The 17,345-nt window shown below is 63.2% G+C and carries 11 protein-coding genes; 6 read left to right on the top strand and 5 right to left on the bottom strand.

Annotation, left to right across the window (positions count from 1 at the left end):
• Nucleotides 1-18 precede the first annotated feature (18 nt).
• The 5 genes from ACK2SD_RS13450 to ACK2SD_RS13430 all read right to left on the bottom strand — a co-directional run bounded on the left by ACK2SD_RS13450 (nt 19) and on the right by ACK2SD_RS13430 (nt 6,845).
• Nucleotides 19-1,599 carry an aldehyde dehydrogenase (NADP(+)) gene (locus ACK2SD_RS13450; protein WP_412459998.1) on the bottom strand — a complete coding sequence of 527 codons (1,581 nt, stop codon included), beginning with the start codon at nt 1,597-1,599 and terminating at the stop codon, nt 19-21.
• Between the two features lie 70 nt (nt 1,600-1,669).
• Nucleotides 1,670-3,223 carry a galactarate dehydratase gene (gene garD / locus ACK2SD_RS13445; RefSeq protein ID WP_412462315.1) on the bottom strand — a complete coding sequence of 518 codons (1,554 nt, stop codon included), beginning with the start codon at nt 3,221-3,223 and terminating at the stop codon, nt 1,670-1,672.
• Nucleotides 3,224-3,279: 56 nt separating this feature from the next.
• Nucleotides 3,280-4,635 carry an MFS transporter gene (locus ACK2SD_RS13440; RefSeq protein ID WP_412459997.1) on the bottom strand — a complete coding sequence of 452 codons (1,356 nt, stop codon included), beginning with the start codon at nt 4,633-4,635 and terminating at the stop codon, nt 3,280-3,282.
• A 100-nt stretch (nt 4,636-4,735) separates the two neighbouring features.
• Nucleotides 4,736-5,647 (bottom strand): 5-dehydro-4-deoxyglucarate dehydratase, encoded by a 912-nt coding sequence (gene kdgD / locus ACK2SD_RS13435; protein ID WP_412459996.1) that lies wholly within the window; start codon nt 5,645-5,647, stop codon nt 4,736-4,738.
• A gap of 385 nt (nt 5,648-6,032) precedes the next feature.
• Nucleotides 6,033-6,845 carry a gamma-glutamyl-gamma-aminobutyrate hydrolase family protein gene (locus ACK2SD_RS13430; RefSeq protein ID WP_412459995.1) on the bottom strand — a complete coding sequence of 271 codons (813 nt, stop codon included), beginning with the start codon at nt 6,843-6,845 and terminating at the stop codon, nt 6,033-6,035.
• A gap of 398 nt (nt 6,846-7,243) precedes the next feature.
• On the opposite strand from ACK2SD_RS13430, the gene ACK2SD_RS13425 reads away from it, so the two are divergent.
• The 6 genes from ACK2SD_RS13425 (at nt 7,244) to ACK2SD_RS13400 (ending at nt 17,291) form a co-directional block, all read left to right on the top strand.
• Complete coding sequence (locus ACK2SD_RS13425) at nt 7,244-8,281, top strand: Ldh family oxidoreductase (protein ID WP_412459994.1); 1,038 nt, start codon at nt 7,244-7,246, stop codon at nt 8,279-8,281.
• 1,149 nt (nt 8,282-9,430) lie between these two features.
• Nucleotides 9,431-10,630: an aromatic amino acid transaminase gene (locus ACK2SD_RS13420; RefSeq protein WP_412459993.1), complete on the top strand. Its 1,200-nt coding sequence runs from the start codon at nt 9,431-9,433 to the stop codon at nt 10,628-10,630.
• A gap of 202 nt (nt 10,631-10,832) precedes the next feature.
• Nucleotides 10,833-12,113 (top strand): serine/threonine transporter, encoded by a 1,281-nt coding sequence (locus ACK2SD_RS13415; protein WP_412459992.1) that lies wholly within the window; start codon nt 10,833-10,835, stop codon nt 12,111-12,113.
• A gap of 91 nt (nt 12,114-12,204) precedes the next feature.
• Nucleotides 12,205-12,705, top strand: coding sequence for a thiol peroxidase (gene tpx / locus ACK2SD_RS13410; RefSeq protein WP_029615159.1), 501 nt, complete (start codon nt 12,205-12,207; stop codon nt 12,703-12,705).
• A gap of 222 nt (nt 12,706-12,927) precedes the next feature.
• Complete coding sequence (locus ACK2SD_RS13405) at nt 12,928-14,199, top strand: MdtA/MuxA family multidrug efflux RND transporter periplasmic adaptor subunit (protein WP_295487155.1); 1,272 nt, start codon at nt 12,928-12,930, stop codon at nt 14,197-14,199.
• On the top strand, nt 14,196-17,291 hold the full coding sequence (locus tag ACK2SD_RS13400) for an MdtB/MuxB family multidrug efflux RND transporter permease subunit (RefSeq protein ID WP_412459991.1): 3,096 nt from the start codon (nt 14,196-14,198) through the stop codon (nt 17,289-17,291). The genes ACK2SD_RS13405 and ACK2SD_RS13400 overlap by 4 nt, the downstream gene beginning before the upstream one ends.
• Nucleotides 17,292-17,345: the final 54 nt, after the last annotated feature.

Below are 17,345 nucleotides of genomic sequence, written 5' to 3'. Positions count from 1 at the left end.
AGGCCCCTGGCCGTCGCGTCAGAGCGGTGCGTCACTCCACTGGCCGTTCACCAGTCGCCGCAGCCGCAGTGGATTGGCGTCCTGCAAGGCCAGTGGCAACAGCGCCTGCGGGTAGTTCTGGTAGCACACCGGGCGCAGGAAGCGGTCGATGGCCAGTGTGCCGACCGACGTGCCGCGTGCGTCGGACGTGGCGGGATAGGGGCCGCCATGGACCATCGCATCGCACACCTCGACCCCCGTGGGATAGCCGTTGATCAAGATCCTGCCGACCTTTTCCTCCAGCAACGGCACCAGCCAGGCGTAGGCCTCGAGGTCTTCGGGTTCGCCAATCAGCGTGGCCGTCAGTTGTCCACGCAGGCCCAGCAGCGCGGCGCGTAGCTGAGCGTCGTCAGCGACTTCGACCGCGACCGTGGTCGGGCCGAACACTTCTTCCTGCAGCACCGGGTCGGACGCCACCAGCAAATGGGCGTCTGCCTTGAACAGTTGCGCATGCGCTTGGGTGCCGGTCTGGGCCTGACCGGCCAGGTGCTCGATGCCAGGATGCGCATGCAGGTGCGTCAGCCCCTCTTCGTAGCTGCGCAGGCCACCGGTATTGAGCAAGGTCTGTGCGGCTTGCTGTTGCAACTGCTGACCGACTTCGCTCAACAACTGACTGAACGCGGGGGATTTCAGGCCGATCACCAGCCCCGGATTGGTGCAGAACTGACCGGCGCCCAGGCATACCGACCCTGCAAGTTCTCGGGCAATGGCTTCCCCGCGCTGGGTCAGTGCCGCGGGCAGGACGATCACCGGATTGATGCTCGACATTTCAGCGAACACCGGAATGGGCTGGGGGCGTTCGGCGGCCATGCGGCACAGAGCATCGCCGCCCTTGAGCGAGCCGGTGAAGCCGACCGCCTGGATGGCGGGGTGCTTGACCAACCCTTCGCCCACGCCTGCACCGAAGACCATGTTGAACACGCCCTCAGGCATGCCGGTGCGCCTGGCGGCGCGAACAATGGCGCAGCCGACCAGATCAGCGGTAGCCATGTGCCCGCTGTGCGCCTTGAACACGACTGGGCAACCGGCCGCCAGCGCAGCGGCCGTGTCGCCACCTGCCGTGGAGAAGGCCAGCGGGAAGTTGCTGGCACCGAACACCGCTACCGGACCCACGCCGATACGCATCTGTCGAAGGTCGACGCGTGGCAGCGGCTGGCGCTGTGGCTGGGCCTGGTCGATGCGAGCGCCAAGGTAGTCGCCACGGCGCAATACCTGGGCGAACAGGCGCATCTGACCGCTGGTACGGGCGCGTTCGCCCTGGATGCGCGCGGCGGGCAGTGCGGTTTCCTGGCAGACAATGGCGACGAAGCGGTCGTCCAGTTCATCCAGCTCGTCGGCGATGGCGTCGAGAAATTCGGCACGCCGTGTCCCAGGCAACTGACGGAATTCGGCGAAGGCGGCCGCTGCCGCGCGAGCAGCTTGATCGACTTCGCTGTCGGTGGCCTGCGCGAAGCTGAAGGGCAGTGCCTGCCCCGTACTGGCGTCCAGGCTCTGCAGACGTTGCTGGCCGGCGGCGCTGCGCTGGCCGGCGATGAAATTGTGGCCGAGGATCTCAGGCATGGGGTGCTCCTGTGGTTGACGCTGGATGCCTGCTCACCGCCCCGTCAGGTGCGGAAGATGCAGGCCATTTTCAGGTGATGGGTGCTGGATTGAACAAGGTGATGTCGTTATGCAGCTTGTGGCGCTCGGCCCAGGTCTGTTTGCGGCCACTGGCCACGTCCAGGTAGAAGTGGAACAGCTCCCAGCCCAGCGCCTCGATGCTCGAGCGGCCGCTGGCGATGCGTCCGGCGTCGATGTCGATCAAGTCGGGCCAGCGTTGCGCCAGTTCGCTACGGGTACACACCTTGACCACCGGCGCCATGGCCAGGCCATACGGGGTGCCGCGGCCCGTGGTGAAGACATGCAGGTTCATGCCCGCCGCCAACTGCAGGGTGCCGCAGACGAAATCGCTGGCCGGTGTGGCGCAGAAGATCAAGCCCTTGCCGGTGACTCGCTCGCCTGGGCCGATGACGCCCTGGATGGCGCCACTTCCGGACTTGACGATCGACCCCAGGGATTTTTCGACGATGTTCGACAGGCCGCCTTTCTTGTTCCCGGGCGTAGTATTGGCGCTGCGGTCGGCTGCGCCCTGTTGCAGGTAGCGGTCGTACCAGTCCATCTCGCGCACCAGCGCGTCGGCCACCTCGGGGGTTTGTGCGCGCGAGGTGAGCATATAGATGGCGTCACGTACTTCGGTGACCTCCGAGAACAGCACCGTGGCCCCGGCGCGCACCAAGAGATCGGCGGCGAAGCCCAGCGCCGGGTTAGCGGTGATGCCGGAGAAGGCGTCGCTGCCCCCGCACTGCATGCCCAGGATCAGCTCACTGGCCGGGACCGTCTCGCGGCGGCGCTGATCGAGCTTCTTCAGCCTTGTTTCGGCCAGGTGCATGATCTGTTCGATCATCTCCACGAAGCCCAGCGAGGCATCCTGCAGGCGGTACAGCCAGGGCTCGGCGAGGTCCACGGAGGGGTCGCCCTCGTGCATGACCTGTCCTGCCTGCAATTTCTCGCAGCCCAGGCTGATCACCAGCGCTTCGCCGCCCAGATTGGGGTTGCGTGCCAGGTTGCGTACGGTGCGGATGGGGATATAGGCGTCGCGGGCATTGATTGCCACGCCACAGCCGTAGCTGTGGGTGAGGGCGACCACGTCGTCGACATTGGGATAGCGCGGCAGCAACTCGGCGCGAATGCGCTTGACGGCGTGGTCGAGCACACTCGTCACGCACTGCACGGTGGTGCTGATGCCGAGGATGTTGCGGGTGCCGACGGTGCCATCGGCGTTGCGATAGCCCTCGAAGGTGAAACCCTCCAGAGGTGGCAAGGCCGCTGGCACGGCATTGCACCGGGGCAGGCTGTCGAGCTCAGGCGCGGCAGGCATCGACAACTGGGTTTCCTGGACCCAACTGCCCTGGCGCAGGTCCTGCAGGGCGTAGCCGATGATTTGCCCATAACGCCGCACCGGCTCGCCTTGGCGGATGTCGACGGTGGCCACCTTGTGGCTTTGTGGCACGCCCTCGATCAGGGTCAGGCCATCGGCGAACCGCGCGCCTTCGCCCAGCCCGCCGTCGTTGACCACCACCACGACATTGTCATCGTCGTGCAGGCGGACGTAGCGGGGCGACTCGGAATGTTCGATCAACTGCATGCTCAGGCCCTTTTTGTCATTCATCTCAGGCGTTCATCCGGCGTTCTTGCTTCAGCTTATCGGCGCGCGGCCGCCAGCCCGCCAGTAGGCGCTGCGGCAGGCTTGGGCGGATCCTTGAGCTCGATACGCTTGATCGGCCCAACGATCACCAGGTAGCTGAACACCGCCACCAGCGCGTTGGCGCCGACATACACCAGTGCCCACTTGAACGAGCCGGTGGCGCTGATGATGTAGCCGATGACAATCGGTGTGGTGATCGAGGCGATGTTGCCGAAGGTGTTGAACAGACCGCCCGAGAGTCCGGCGATCTGCTTGGGCGAGGTATCGGCGACCACGGCCCAGCCCAGCGCGCCGATGCCTTTGCCGAAGAAGGCCAGGGTCATGAAGCCGACCACCATCCACTCGGCCTCGACATAGTTGCAGAACACCATGGTGGTGGAGAGCATGAGGCCGCAGACGATCGGCAGCTTGCGCGAGAAGGTCAGCGAGTTGCCGCGTCGCAGCAGCCAATCCGACAGTACGCCGCCCAACACACCACCGATGAAGCCGCAGATGGCCGGCAAGGAGGCGATGAAGCCCGCCTTGAGGATGGTCATGCCGCGCTCTTGCACCAGGTACACCGGAAACCAGGTCAGGAAGAAGTAGGTGATGGCATTGATGCAGTATTGGCCGAGGTAGACGCCCAGCAGCATGCGACTGGTGAGCAGTTGCTTGATGTAGCCCCATTTCGGTCCGTCGTTGCCGCGTTTCTGGTCCATGTCCACCAGGCCGCCGTTGCGTTCGATATGTTCGAGTTCGGCCGAACTGATACGTGGGTGCTGACGTGGGTTGTAAATGGTTTTCATCCACACCGCCGAGAACAAGATGCCCAGGCCACCCATGACCACGAACACATGTTCCCAGCCGAAACTGAACACGATCCAGCCCATGAGCGGGGCGAACAGGGCGGTGGCGAAATACTGCGCCGAGTTGAAGATCGCCGAGGCGGTGCCACGCTCGGCGGTGGGAAACCAGGCCGCGACGATGCGGGCGTTGCCCGGGAACGACGGGGCTTCGGCGAAGCCGACCAGAAAGCGCAGGGTGAACAGCGTGACCACCGCCCAGGCGACCGGCAGGCCGCCGACGAAGCCTTGCAGCAGGGTGAACAGCGACCAGGTGAAGATGCTGAAGGCGTAGACATTCTTCGAACCGAAGCGATCGAGCAGCCAGCCACCGGGAATCTGTCCGGCCACGTAGGCCCAGCCGAATGCCGAGAAGATGTAGCCCAGAGTGACTGCGTCGATGCCCAGGTCCTTCTGCAGGCTGGAGCCGGCGATCGCGATGGTGGCGCGGTCGGCATAGTTGATCGTGGTCACCAGGAACAGCATGAACAGGATCAAGTAGCGCACGTGCGTTGTTTTCGTCGCTTGCATGCGGTTGAACTCCCACTAGTTATTGTTGTGCGGGGCGGTCGAATTGTAGGCCGGAGCAGCTGTGCTCCGGCGGCGGCCTGTGCTGGCCGCAGGGCTGCGCCTATTGCGGGCCCATCTTGTCCATCAGTGCGGCGAGCATCTGGTATTCATCGTCGGTCAGGTCGGTCAGCGGTGTGCGCACGGGACCGGCGTCGTAGCCGGCGATACGGGCACCGGCCTTGACGATGCTCACGGCGTAGCCAGCCTTGCGGTTGCGGATGTCCAGATACGGCAGGAAGAAGTCATCGATCAGTTTGCCGACGGTCGCGTGGTCGTCGCGGGCGATGGCGTTGTAGAAATCCATGGCGGTCTTGGGCACGAAATTGAACACAGCCGAGGAATACACCGGCACGCCCAGTGCCTTGTAAGCCGCTGCATAGACTTCAGCGGTCGGCAAGCCGCCCAGATAGCTCAGGCGATCGCCCAAGCGACGGCGGATCGACACCATGCGCTCGATGTCGCCCAGGCCATCCTTATAGCCCACCAGGTTCGGGCAGCGCTCGGCAAGCTGTTCCAACTGGGTTGCGTTCAGCCGGCAGACGTTACGGTTGTACACCACGACGCCGATCTTGACCGACTTGCACACCGCCTCCACATGGGCGGCTACCCCGTCCTGGCTGGCTTCGGTGAGGTAGTGCGGCAGCAGCAGCAGCCCTTTGGCGCCCAGGCGCTCGGCTTGCTGTGCATATTCGATGGCCTGGCGAGTGGCGCCACCGACGCCGGCCAGGATCGGAACCGAGGTGGCGCAGGTGTCCACGGCAGTCTTGATCACTTGGCTGTATTCGCTGGCAGCGAGGGAGAAGAACTCGCCGGTACCGCCAGCGGCGAACAGCGCGCTGGCGCCGTAGGGGGCGAGCCATTCCAGGCGCTTGACGTAACCGGCGGGATTGAAGTCGCCGTGAGCGTCGAAGTCGGTGACCGGGAAGGACAGCAAGCCGTGGGAGAGGATGGATTTCAGTTCTTGTGGATTCATTGTTGGAAGCATCCTATGGCGCTAGAGGGTTCAAGGCTAGAGGTAAGTTATCGTACAACTGAAATTCTGCAAAGAGGTCTGTTGAAAAATTTCGATGCCAGGCGACGGAGATTGGAAGGATGACAAGCAGGCCCGCTGTTCGACGAGCACCGAGCATTTTCAGCTAAGTGCGCACGGTTGCATTTATTTGGGAAGGGCGGGTAGGCGTGTGTCCAGGTTTAGATCGACTACTTGAAGGTTCAAGCAAGACTAGGCCAGGTCATCGTATGTCTAAGTCGTAGGGCCGTGATGAGTGCTGACCAGGTCTGGTTCGCACGTTAAAGGCAGACAGTCCCACTGCGGAACGACATTGCGTCGTCCCGCGATCAGGGTGTCAAGCACGCGATCAGGCCGCCTGATGGCGTTTTCCGGCCTGAGCTTTACGTACCTGGGCGCGGCACGCCTCGCCAAAGGCCTGGAACAATTTGATCGAATCCGGGTTCTTCGCGGCCTGCCATTCCGGATGCCACTGCACCGCGAACAGGAAGGGCGAAAGGCTTGGTGCATGGATGGCCTCGACCAGACCGTCTTCGGCACGCGCAATGGGCTGCAAGCCTTCCCCGAGGTTGCGCAAGCCTTGACCGTGCAGCGAGTTCACCCGGATCTGATCGCTACCCAGGGTGTCGCGCAGCCAGGTGCCTGGTTCAATGGTGACGCTGTGGGAAGCGGCATACTGCACCTCGACCGGATCATCAGGATTTTCCCGATGGTCGTTGAAACCGGGCTCGGCGTAGACCTTCTGATAGATGTCGCCACCGAGGGCCACGTTGATTTCCTGCATGCCACGGCAGATGCCGAAGATGGGCAGGCCACGGGCGATGGCCAGTTGTACCAGGGGGATGTCGAACAGGTCGCGATCCTTGTCCTGCGCTTTGCCGGGCGTTTCGTTCTGCTGACCGTACAGGGTCGGATCGATGTTGCTGCCAGCGCCGGTCAGGTACACGCCATCTGCCATATCCAGGTAGGCTTCGAGCGCCTCGGTACCACAGCAAGTGGGGACCAGAACCGGGATGCAGTCGGCGAAGTCGACCAGGGGCGTGATGTACTTGTGGGTCATGACCTGGTAGTCGTGACCTTTGCGCTCTTGGGTGCCCATGGTCATCAGGACGACGGGTTTGCGCAGGGCGGGTTGCTTGTTGCCAATGTTGCTGTTGGACATATGTCACCTTGGGACAGGTACTACCTGTCGTTGTTATGCAGGCGCGCGGCCTGAAGCCTGAAGTGCGCGGCCTGAAGCCCCGAGCACTGCCGGCGCAGCGATTGGCTGCGAAACCGGTCGGGGCATGGGATCTAGCTTGCCAGAGCCGTTCGATATGTCAAACGACTGAGCGGGCGGTTTAACGCGGTTTTCCGGGGTGTGCAGGGCTGCATGCCCGAGGCTGTAGGGGTTTGCCAGGGGCGCGGGTCAATAATAATTAACGACGCAGTTGGATCATTGCAGCGTTGCAATGAAGCGCAATGACCGCATGTGGTGATCGTCAGATTTGACAATGTGGCGGTGCTGGCCGAAGAGTGTCTGCCATGCCACCGACCCGCTATCACTGCAAGGAGCCGTGTATGTCCGTGTCCATCGAACCCTTGATTCGTGTGCCTCTGGCCGAGTTGCAGGCGCTGTTGCAGCAGGTTTTCCAGCGTCACGGCTGCAGCGAAGCGGTGGCCGGTGTGCTCGCCGCTAATTGCGCGAGCGCCCAGCGTGACGGCGCGCACAGCCATGGCGTGTTCCGTATGCCGGGATACGTTTCGACCTTGGCCAGCGGTTGGGTCGACGGGCGTGCGGTGCCTGAGGTCAACGATGTCGCGGCGGCATTCGTGCAGGTCGATGCCAAGGGCGGTTTTGCCCAGCCGGCCCTGGCTGCGGCCCGGCAACTGCTGGTGCAGAAGGCGCGTAGTGCTGGCATTGCGGTGCTGGCGATACACAACTCCCATCATTTCGCGGCGCTGTGGCCGGACGTCGAACCGTTCGCCGAAGAGGGCCTGATCGCCCTGAGCGTGGTCAACAGCATGACCTGCGTGGTGCCCCATGGCGCGCGCAAACCCTTGTTCGGCACCAACCCGATTGCCTTCGCCGCGCCCTGCGCCGGGCATCCGCCGATCGTCTTCGACATGGCCACCAGCGCCATGGCCCATGGCGATGTGCAGATCGCTGCGCGTCAGGGTGAACAACTGCCGACCGGCGTGGGGGTTGATGCCGCCGGTGAGCCGACCACCGATCCCCAGGCGATGCTCGACGGCGGCGCCTTGCTGCCGTTCGGCGGACACAAGGGGTCGGCGCTGTCGATGATGGTCGAGCTCCTGGCCGCAGGGCTGACGGGCGGGCACTTTTCGTGGGAGTTCGACTGGTCTCAGCACCCCGGCGCGAAGACGCCCTGGACCGGCCAATTGATCATCGTCATCGACCTGGCCAAGAGCACAGCCACACCGTTTTCCTACCGCAGCGCAGCATTGGTGGAGCAGATGCACGCGGCCGGCTTGTCGCGTTTGCCGGGGCAGCGGCGGTTCATCGAGCGTGAGTTGTCGGCAGACCAAGGCGTAGCGGTCACCGAGGTACAGTGGCTGGAGCTGCAAGGGATGCTGGAGAGGCAAGTCGACGAGTGAATGGTTCGCTTGATTTTAGTGGCTCAAGACAGCATGACTTCAGCTCGGTCTCTTGGTCGATTCCAGCAAGGCGCAGGCCTTCGACTTTTCGTGCCAAAGTTCGCAAGGTATGTGCTGATGCGCACTGGGAATTTCAGTGGGAACTGGCACCTGAGCGATCAAAAAACTTGGCACGCTTAGACAATAGGAAACTGCCGAGGAGTATCAAAGCCCAGCCCCACCAAGCACCGTCCAAGTGAAGAAATCGTTTAACGCCCAGTGTTGACCAAAGGGCTATACCAACCATGATTAATGCGAGACCTAAATGCCTACGAATGCGAGGCGATTCGCACAGCCACTCCAGCAGGAAACCTATCAGTAGTAGTGCAAGTGCCAGGTAGATTTCAGTCATTTCAAATCTAGATAATGAGCATGGTGGTTGATACTTGAGGTCCGATACCACCTTTAACCTCAGCCTGGAGAACTACCATAACATCGCCGGCATGGTAGGGCGTCAACGCTTTCCGAGTCGCGAGTCCCGCGGCACTACCGGATACGCCACCTACCGCCCCCTTGGCCAATTTGCCAGATACCTTCGGCATTGCCCACCCGGCGCCCCGGGCAACGATCAAGCCGACCAGTTATGCAACGGTGATTTTGTTTTCGTTAAGTCTGTCGGCTTGCTGTCTGCTGAGAGGCCTGGAAACAGAGACTTGCAGGGTGCAAACACGTTCATCAGCAAGCATCCGCTCATAAAGCTCTCGCATGGCACTCACCACTTTATAGTGTGCTCCATGGACGGAGGGGAGATTGGTTTCGGGGAAGTCGCAGCATTCCCCAGGTCTTATGATAAATACACTTACATCAAACGCTATGGCGTAACGACCGATAGAGTGATGCGTCCTTTCAGGTTTCATGACCTCTCCTGGTGGGGCCTGTATAACGTCGATACTGCAACGACAACAAGATAAATCGTTGCGGAGGCACAGCAAGACGGCCCTTTCTGAAAGATCCGTGGTGCGTTTCCGCTCAATTTTCCATGCTGTCATAACCCTCGGCATTGCAACGCCGCACACCCACCTTGCACATCCAGTGATGTTCCTCGCTCGCTCCTGCAGGTATGCTCGGGCCTGTCCTTCCGACTGTCCTGATTCCAAGGAGCTGCGCGCTGTGTTCAAACATGTCGATGCCTATGCCGGCGACCCGATTCTCTCGTTGATGGAGGCCTTCAAGGTCGATTCGCGGACCGACAAGGTCAATCTGAGTATCGGCCTGTATTACGACGAAGCCGGCGTGGTGCCACAGTTGGCGTCGGTGGGCGAAGTCGAGAAGCGTCTGGCCGGCCAGCCGCACGAGGCGTCGCTGTACCTGCCGATGGAAGGCCTGGCCAGCTACCGCCAGGCGATCCAGGCGCTGCTGTTCGGTGCAGACCACCCCGCAATCATCGAGGGCCGAGTGGCCACGGTGCAGACGGTTGGCGGTTCGGGGGCGCTGAAAGTCGGCGCCGACTTCCTCAAGCGCTACTTCCCGCAGGCCGAGGTCTGGGTCAGCGATCCAACCTGGGACAACCACCGCGCCATCTTCGAAGGCGCCGGATTCAAGGTCCATACCTACCCGTATTTCGACCCAGCCACCCGTGGCCTCGACTTCGAGGGCATGTTGGCGAGCCTGCAGGCGCTGGCGCAACAGAGCATCGTGCTGCTGCACCCGTGCTGCCATAACCCGACGGGCGTCGATCTGAGCCAGGACCAATGGCAGCAGGTGGTCGAAGTGGTCAAGGCGCGCCAATTGATCCCGTTCCTCGACATCGCCTACCAAGGCTTCGGCGAGGGCTTGGTCGAGGACGCCTACGCCATCCGCGAAATGGCCCGTGCCGGCGTACCTTGCCTGGTCAGCAATTCCTTCTCGAAGATCTTCTCGCTGTACGGCGAGCGGGTAGGGGGGCTGTCGGTGGTCTGTGACGACATCGCCAGCGCGCACAGCGTGCTGGGTCAGCTCAAGGCGACCGTGCGCCGCAACTACTCCAGCCCGCCCAGCCATGGCGCGCTGCTGGTCGCCGGCGTGCTGGGCGACGCGCAGTTGAACGCGCAATGGCAAGTGGAAGTCGGCGCCATGCGCACGCGGATCCTGGCCATGCGTCAAGGCCTGGTCGAGGCATTGGCCCGACACCTGCCAGGCCAGGACGTCCAGTTCTTCCTGCGCCAACGCGGCATGTTCAGCTACACCGGCTTCAGCCCCGAGCAGGCGCGTCGTCTACGTGACGAGTTCGGTGTGTACATTCTCGACAGCGGTCGAGTGTGCATGGCCGGGCTGCGCGAGGATAACCTGCAGCGCGTCGCCGAGGCCTTCGCGGCGGTGCAGCAGGGCTGATCTGGGCGCCCTCTGGAAGCGGCTCCACGCCGTTCCAGAGGGCAGCGTTTCCCTGCAACACCCGTCCCTCATGCCAACAGGGCTTCGCATTCGCCCCCATTCAGTGCACAATCGCGCCCCTCTTTTTCGGTTGGGGGTGGCGTGAGTCTCGTGTCTCGCCATGCTCAGCCTGTTGCAGTCTTGCGAGTGGAGTTGCACCCGGATGAATGAGCAGGCCCAAAGCGTCGAGCAACGCTTCGAATCGACCCAACACGCCGCCCTCGGCAGCTGGTCACGTCAAGACACCACCTGGATGCTGGGCCTGTTCGGCACGGCCATTGGTGCCGGTACGCTGTTCCTGCCGATCAACGCCGGTCTTGGTGGCTTCTGGCCGCTGCTGGTCTTGGCTGTGCTGGCATTTCCCATGACCTACTATGCACACCGGGCCTTGACCCGCTTCGTGCTCTCCGGCAGCAAGGAAGGCGACATCACCCAAGTGGTCGAAGAGCATTTCGGCATCACTGCTGGCGCGCTGATCACCGTGCTGTACTTCTTCGCCATCTTCCCGATCCTGCTGATCTACAGCGTGGCGCTGACCAACACCGTGGCCAGCTTCATGGAGCACCAACTGCACATGACCCCACCACCGCGGGCGATCCTGTCGTTCGTGCTGATTCTCGGCCTGCTGGCCATCGTGCGCTGCGGCGAGCAGGCCACGGTCAAGGTCATGAGCCTGCTGGTGTATCCGTTCATCGTCGCCCTGGCGCTGTTGGCGCTGTACCTGGTGCCGCATTGGAATGGTGGCATCCTCGATACCGCGCACCAGGTGCCGTCCGGCTCGGCGCTGCTGCACACCCTGTGGCTGGCGATTCCGGTGATGGTGTTCTCGTTCAACCATTCGCCGATCATTTCGGCGTTCGCCGTGGACCAGAAACGCCGCTACGGTGCCCATGCCGATGAGCGCAGCGGGCAGATCCTGGCGCGGGCGCACCTGCTGATGGTGGCGATGGTGCTGTTCTTCGTGTTCAGTTGTGTTCTGACCTTGAGCAGTGCGCAACTGGCCGAAGCCAAAGCGCAGAACCTGTCGATCCTGTCGTACCTGGCCAACCATTTCAGCAATCCCGCCATCGCTTTCGCCGCGCCGCTGATCGCCTTCGTGGCCATCGCCAAGTCGTTCCTGGGCCACTACATCGGCGCCAGCGAAGGCCTCAAAGGCATCATCGCCAAGACCGGCGCTCGCCCGGGCGCCAAGACCCTGGATCGTGTCGTGGCGGCGCTGATGCTGGTGGTGTGCTGGATCGTCGCCACGCTCAACCCGAGCATCCTGGGCATGATCGAGTCGCTCGGTGGTCCGATCCTGGCGGTGCTGCTGTTCCTGATGCCGATGTATGCCATTCGCCGCGTGCCGTCGATGCGCAAATACAGCGGCGCGCTGTCGAACCTCTTCGTCGTGGCGATCGGCCTGGTAGCCCTGAGCTCGGTGGTCTACGGCCTGCTGGCCTGAGTGAGTCAAAGCCTGCGGGCTTGCCCGCTTGCAGCCTGGCGCTAAAAACGATTAACTCGGGATCCTTTTCAAACCCATAAGGATTCGCGCCATGGCTCAAGTGACTCTCAAAGGCAACCCGGTTCAGGTCAACGGCGAGCTGCCCAAGGTCGGTGCCCAGGCGCCGGCCTTCTCCCTGGTTGGCGAAGGTCTGGCCGACAAGTCGCTCCAGGACTATGCCGGCAAGCGTAAAGTGCTGAACATCTTCCCCAGTGTCGACACCCCCACGTGCGCCACCTCAGTGCGTAAATTCAACGCCCAGGCCAACGACCTGCCCAACACAGTGGTGCTGTGCATCTCGGCCGACCTGCCGTTCGCCCAGGCCCGTTTCTGTGGCGCCGAGGGCCTGACCAATGTGCACAACCTGTCCACGCTGCGCGGACGTGAGTTCATCGAGCAGTACGGCGTAGCCATTGCCGACGGTCCGCTGGCGGGCCTGACCGCCCGTGCCGTGGTAGTGCTGGACGAACAGGACAAGGTCCTGCACGCCGAACTGGTCAAGGAAATCGCCGACGAGCCGAACTACGACGCGGCGCTGGCTGTCCTCAAGTAAGCCTGGGTCAACGCCGCTGCGCGCTGTGCACGCGGCAGCCTCGCTGAAAATACGCGGCAATACGGCCCGGACGCCTTTCCGGGCCGTTTTCATTTAAAGTTCATTGTTTTAGCAACGTCAGCCAATGGTAAATCCCTGGTAAAGCTCCTTTGCTAAACCGATGCCAGTGCTTATCGTTCAGCCTCTCCGGCCGCCACTCTCTGAACAAGGTTCGTTCAATCCATGCAAGCTTCCGTTTCCCGCTCCCCCCGTCGCTGGCTGATCGGCCTGCTGATCCTGCTGCTGGTGGCCCTGCTGGCCTGGTGGCTGTGGCCTGCGGCTGCGCCCAAGCACACGGACCCGGCGGTACGCATGGGCAAGGGCGGGCGACCGGGTTTCGGCGCGTCCAGCGATCCAGTGCCCGTGCGCGTGGAGCCGGTCCGCGTCGGTGATTTCCCGCTGTATTACAAGGCCTTGGGCACGGTGACGGCGACCAGCACGGTCAACGTACGCAGCCGCGTCGCTGGCGAGCTGGTGAAGATTCACTTCACGGAGGGCCAGCAGGTGAAGGCCGGTGACCTGCTCGCCGAGATCGACCCGCGGCCTTATCGCATCGCCCTGCAACAGGCCGAAGGCACCCTGGCGCAGAACCAGGCGCAGCTCAAGAATGCCCAGGTCGATGTGGCCCGCTACAAAGGCCTCTACGCCGAAGACAGCATCGCCAAGCAGACCCTGGACACCGCCGAGGCTCAGGTCGGTCAGTTCCAGGGGCTGGTCAAGACCAACCAGGCGGCGGTCAACGATGCGCGGCTGAACCTGGAGTTCAGCCAGATCCGTGCCCCAATCAGCGGGCGTCTGGGCCTGCGTCAACTGGACCTGGGCAACCTGGTGGCGGCCAACGACACCACGGCGCTGGTGGTGATTACCCAGACCGAGCCGATCAACGTCGTCTTCACCCTCCCGGAAACCGAACTGGGCACCGTGCTGGAGCGCTATCGCAGCGGCGCACGGTTGACCGTCGAAGCCTGGGACCGGGGCGACAGCAAGCTGCAGGCCACCGGCGTGCTCGGCAGCCTCGACAACCAGATCGACACCAGTACCGGCACCCTCAAGTTCAAGGGTCTGTTCGAGAACAAGGACCGGGCCCTGTTCCCCAACCAGTTCGTCAACGTGCGCCTGCTGGCCGACACCCTCAAGCAGGTGGTGCTGGCCCCGGCAGCGGCGATCCAGTTCGGCAACGACGGCACCTTCGCCTATGTGGTCGGCGCCGACGACAAGGTCAATGTGCGCAAGCTCAAGGTCGGTGCCAGCGATGGCATCAACAGCGTGATTCTCGATGGCCTCAAGGATGGCGAGCGCCTGGTCCTGGAAGGCACCGACCGCCTGCGCGAAGGCACTCAGGTCGAGATCGTCGACGACAGTTCACAGGTGCCCGCCACTCCGGGTCAGCACCTGCAAGGCCAGGAAACCAAGGACGCCACCCAGGCCGGTGAGTCGAGCAAGGCGGGCGCATGAACATCTCGCGGCTGTTCATCCTGCGCCCGGTCGCCACCACGCTGACCATGCTGGCCATCGTGCTGGCTGGCCTGATCGCCTACACCCTGCTGCCGGTGGCGGCCTTGCCGCAGGTGGACTATCCCACCATCCGGGTCATGACCCTGTACCCCGGCGCCAGCCCGCAAGTGATGACCAGCGCGGTCACCGCACCGTTGGAACGTCAGTTCGGTCAGATGCCGGGGCTGAGCCAGATGGCCTCGACCAGCTCCGGCGGCGCCTCGGTCCTGACCCTGCGCTTCAACCTGGACATGAACATGGATGTCGCCGAGCAGCAGGTGCAGGCGGCGATCAATGCCGCCAGCAACCTGCTGCCCAGCGACTTGCCGGCGCCGCCGGTGTACAACAAGGTCAACCCGGCCGACACGCCGGTGCTGACCCTGGCCATCAGTTCGCGCACGCTGCCCTTGCCCAAACTCAACGATTTGGTCGATACCCGGGTGGCGCAGAAGATCGCGCAAATCAGCGGCGTCGGCATGGTCAGCATCGCCGGTGGCCAGCGCCAGGCGGTGCGCATCAAGGTCAATGTCGATGCCTTGGCGGCCAACGGCCTGAGCCTGGACGACGTGCGTACGCTGGTCGGCGCCTCCAACGTCAATCAGCCCAAGGGCAACTTCGACGGACCGACGCGGGTGTCGATGCTCGACGCCAACGACCAACTGCGCTCCCCTGAGGAATACGCCAACCTCATTCTCAAGTACAGCAACGGCGCGCCGCTGCGTTTGAAGGACGTCGCCGAGATCGTCGATGGCGCGGAAAACGAACGCCTGGCCGCCTGGGCCAATGAAAACCACGCCGTGCTGCTGAACATCCAGCGTCAGCCTGGGGCCAACGTCATCGATGTGGTCGACCGCATCAAGACGATGTTGCCGTCGATCACCGACAACCTCCCGGCGGGCCTGGACGTCAGCGTGCTCACCGATCGCACCCAGACCATCCGCGCCGCCGTACGCGACGTCCAGCATGAACTGCTGTTCGCCATTGCCCTGGTGGTGATGGTCACCTTCCTGTTCCTGCGCCGCTTCAGCGCCACGATCATTCCTTCCATCGCCGTGCCGCTGTCGCTGGTCGGCACCTTCGGTGTGATGTACCTGGCCGGCTTCTCCATCAACAACCTCACGCTGATGGCCCTGACCATCGCCACAGGATTCGTGGTGGACGATGCCATCGTCATGCTGGAGAACATCTCGCGCCATATCGAGGAAGGCGAAACGCCGCTGCAGGCCGCGCTCAAGGGCGCGCGGCAGATCGGTTTCACCTTGATTTCGCTGACGTTCTCGTTGATCGCGGTGCTGATCCCCTTGCTGTTCATGGCCGATGTGGTCGGCCGGCTGTTCCGTGAGTTCGCCATTACCCTGGCGGTGGCGATCCTGATCTCGCTGGTGGTGTCGCTCACCCTGACACCGATGATGTGCGCACGGCTGCTCAAGCGCGAGCCCCGGGAAGAGGAACAGGGCCGTTTCTACCGCGCCAGCGGTGCCTGGATCGACTGGTTGATCGAGCGCTACAGCCATGGCCTGCGCTGGGTACTGCGGCATCAACCGCTGACGCTGCTGGTCGCGCTGGCCTCGTTGGCGCTCACCGTCGTGCTCTACGTCATCGTGCCCAAGGGCTTTTTCCCGGTGCAGGACACCGGCGTCATCCAGGGCATCTCCGAGGCGCCGCAGTCGATCTCGTTCGCCGCCATGAGCGAGCGTCAGCAGGCGCTGAGCCAGGTGATTCTGCAGGATCCGGCGGTGCAGAGCTTGTCGTCCTATATCGGTGTGGACGGCGACAACGCCACCCTCAACAGCGGTCGCCTGCTGATCAACCTCAAGCCCCATGCCGAGCGCGACGTCACCGCCAGCCAGGTGATCGCCCGATTGCAGCCGCAACTCGAGCGCCTGGTCGGCATCCGCCTGTTCATGCAGCCGGTGCAGGACCTGAGCATCGAGGACCGCGTCAGCCGCACCCAGTACCAGTTCAGCCTGTCGTCGCCCGATCCGGACATGCTCGCCGAATGGAGCGGCAAGTTGGTGCACGCGCTGCAGCAGCGCTCCGAGCTGACCGACGTGGCCAGCGACCTGCAGGACAAGGGGCTGCAGGTGTACCTGGCGATCGACCGCGACATGGCCAGCCGCCTGGGCATCAGCGTGGCGCAGATCACCAACGCGTTGTACGACGCCTTCGGTCAGCGGCAGATTTCCACCATCTACACCCAGGCCAGCCAGTACCGCGTGGTGCTGCAGGCCCAGGCGGCCGCCAACATCGGTCCGCAGATGCTCGAATCGATCCACGTCAAGGCCGCCGATGGCGGACAGGTACGCCTGTCGGCGCTGGCCCGGATCGAGCAGCGCCAAGCGCAGTTGGCAATTTCCCACATCGGCCAATTCCCGGCGGTGATGATGTCCTTCAACCTCGGCCAGGGTGTCTCGCTGGGCGAAGCGGTGCAGGTGATCGAACAGGTGCAGCACGACATCGGCGTGCCGCTGGGGGTGCAGACGCGCTTCCAGGGCGCCGCCGAGGCCTTCCAGGCCTCGCTGTCGAGCACCTTGCTGCTGATTCTCGCCGCCGTGGTGACCATGTACATCGTGCTCGGCGTGCTCTATGAGAGCTACGTTCATCCCGTGACCATTCTGTCGACGCTGCCTTCGGCGGCGGTCGGGGCGTTGCTGGCGTTGCTCATCAGCGGCAATGACCTGGGCATGATCGCGATCATCGGCATCATCCTGTTGATCGGCATCGTCAAGAAGAACGCGATCATGATGATCGACTTCGCCCTGGAGGCCGAACGTCACCAAGGCATGAGCCCGCAGGAGGCGATCTACCAGGCCGCGTTGCTGCGCTTCCGGCCGATCCTGATGACCACCTTGGCCGCGCTGTTCGGTGCCTTGCCGCTGATGCTGGCCACGGGCTCCGGCGCCGAGCTGCGCCAGCCCCTGGGCTTGGTGATGGTCGGTGGATTGCTGGTGAGCCAAGTGCTGACCCTGTTCACCACCCCGGTCATCTACTTGTACTTCGACCGCCTCTCGCGCCGCTGGCGGCGCAGCCCCGCGCTGGAGACTCAGGCATGAGCGGCAAGTGCGAAGCGGCGAGCGGCGAGCTGATTGCGAAGTGCTCGGGCCCGA

Source organism: Pseudomonas sp. SC11 (assembly GCF_047039205.1).
Taxonomy (GTDB): Bacteria; Pseudomonadota; Gammaproteobacteria; order Pseudomonadales; family Pseudomonadaceae; genus Aquipseudomonas; species Aquipseudomonas boreofloridensis.
This window is presented reverse-complemented; position numbering and strand designations above follow the sequence as displayed.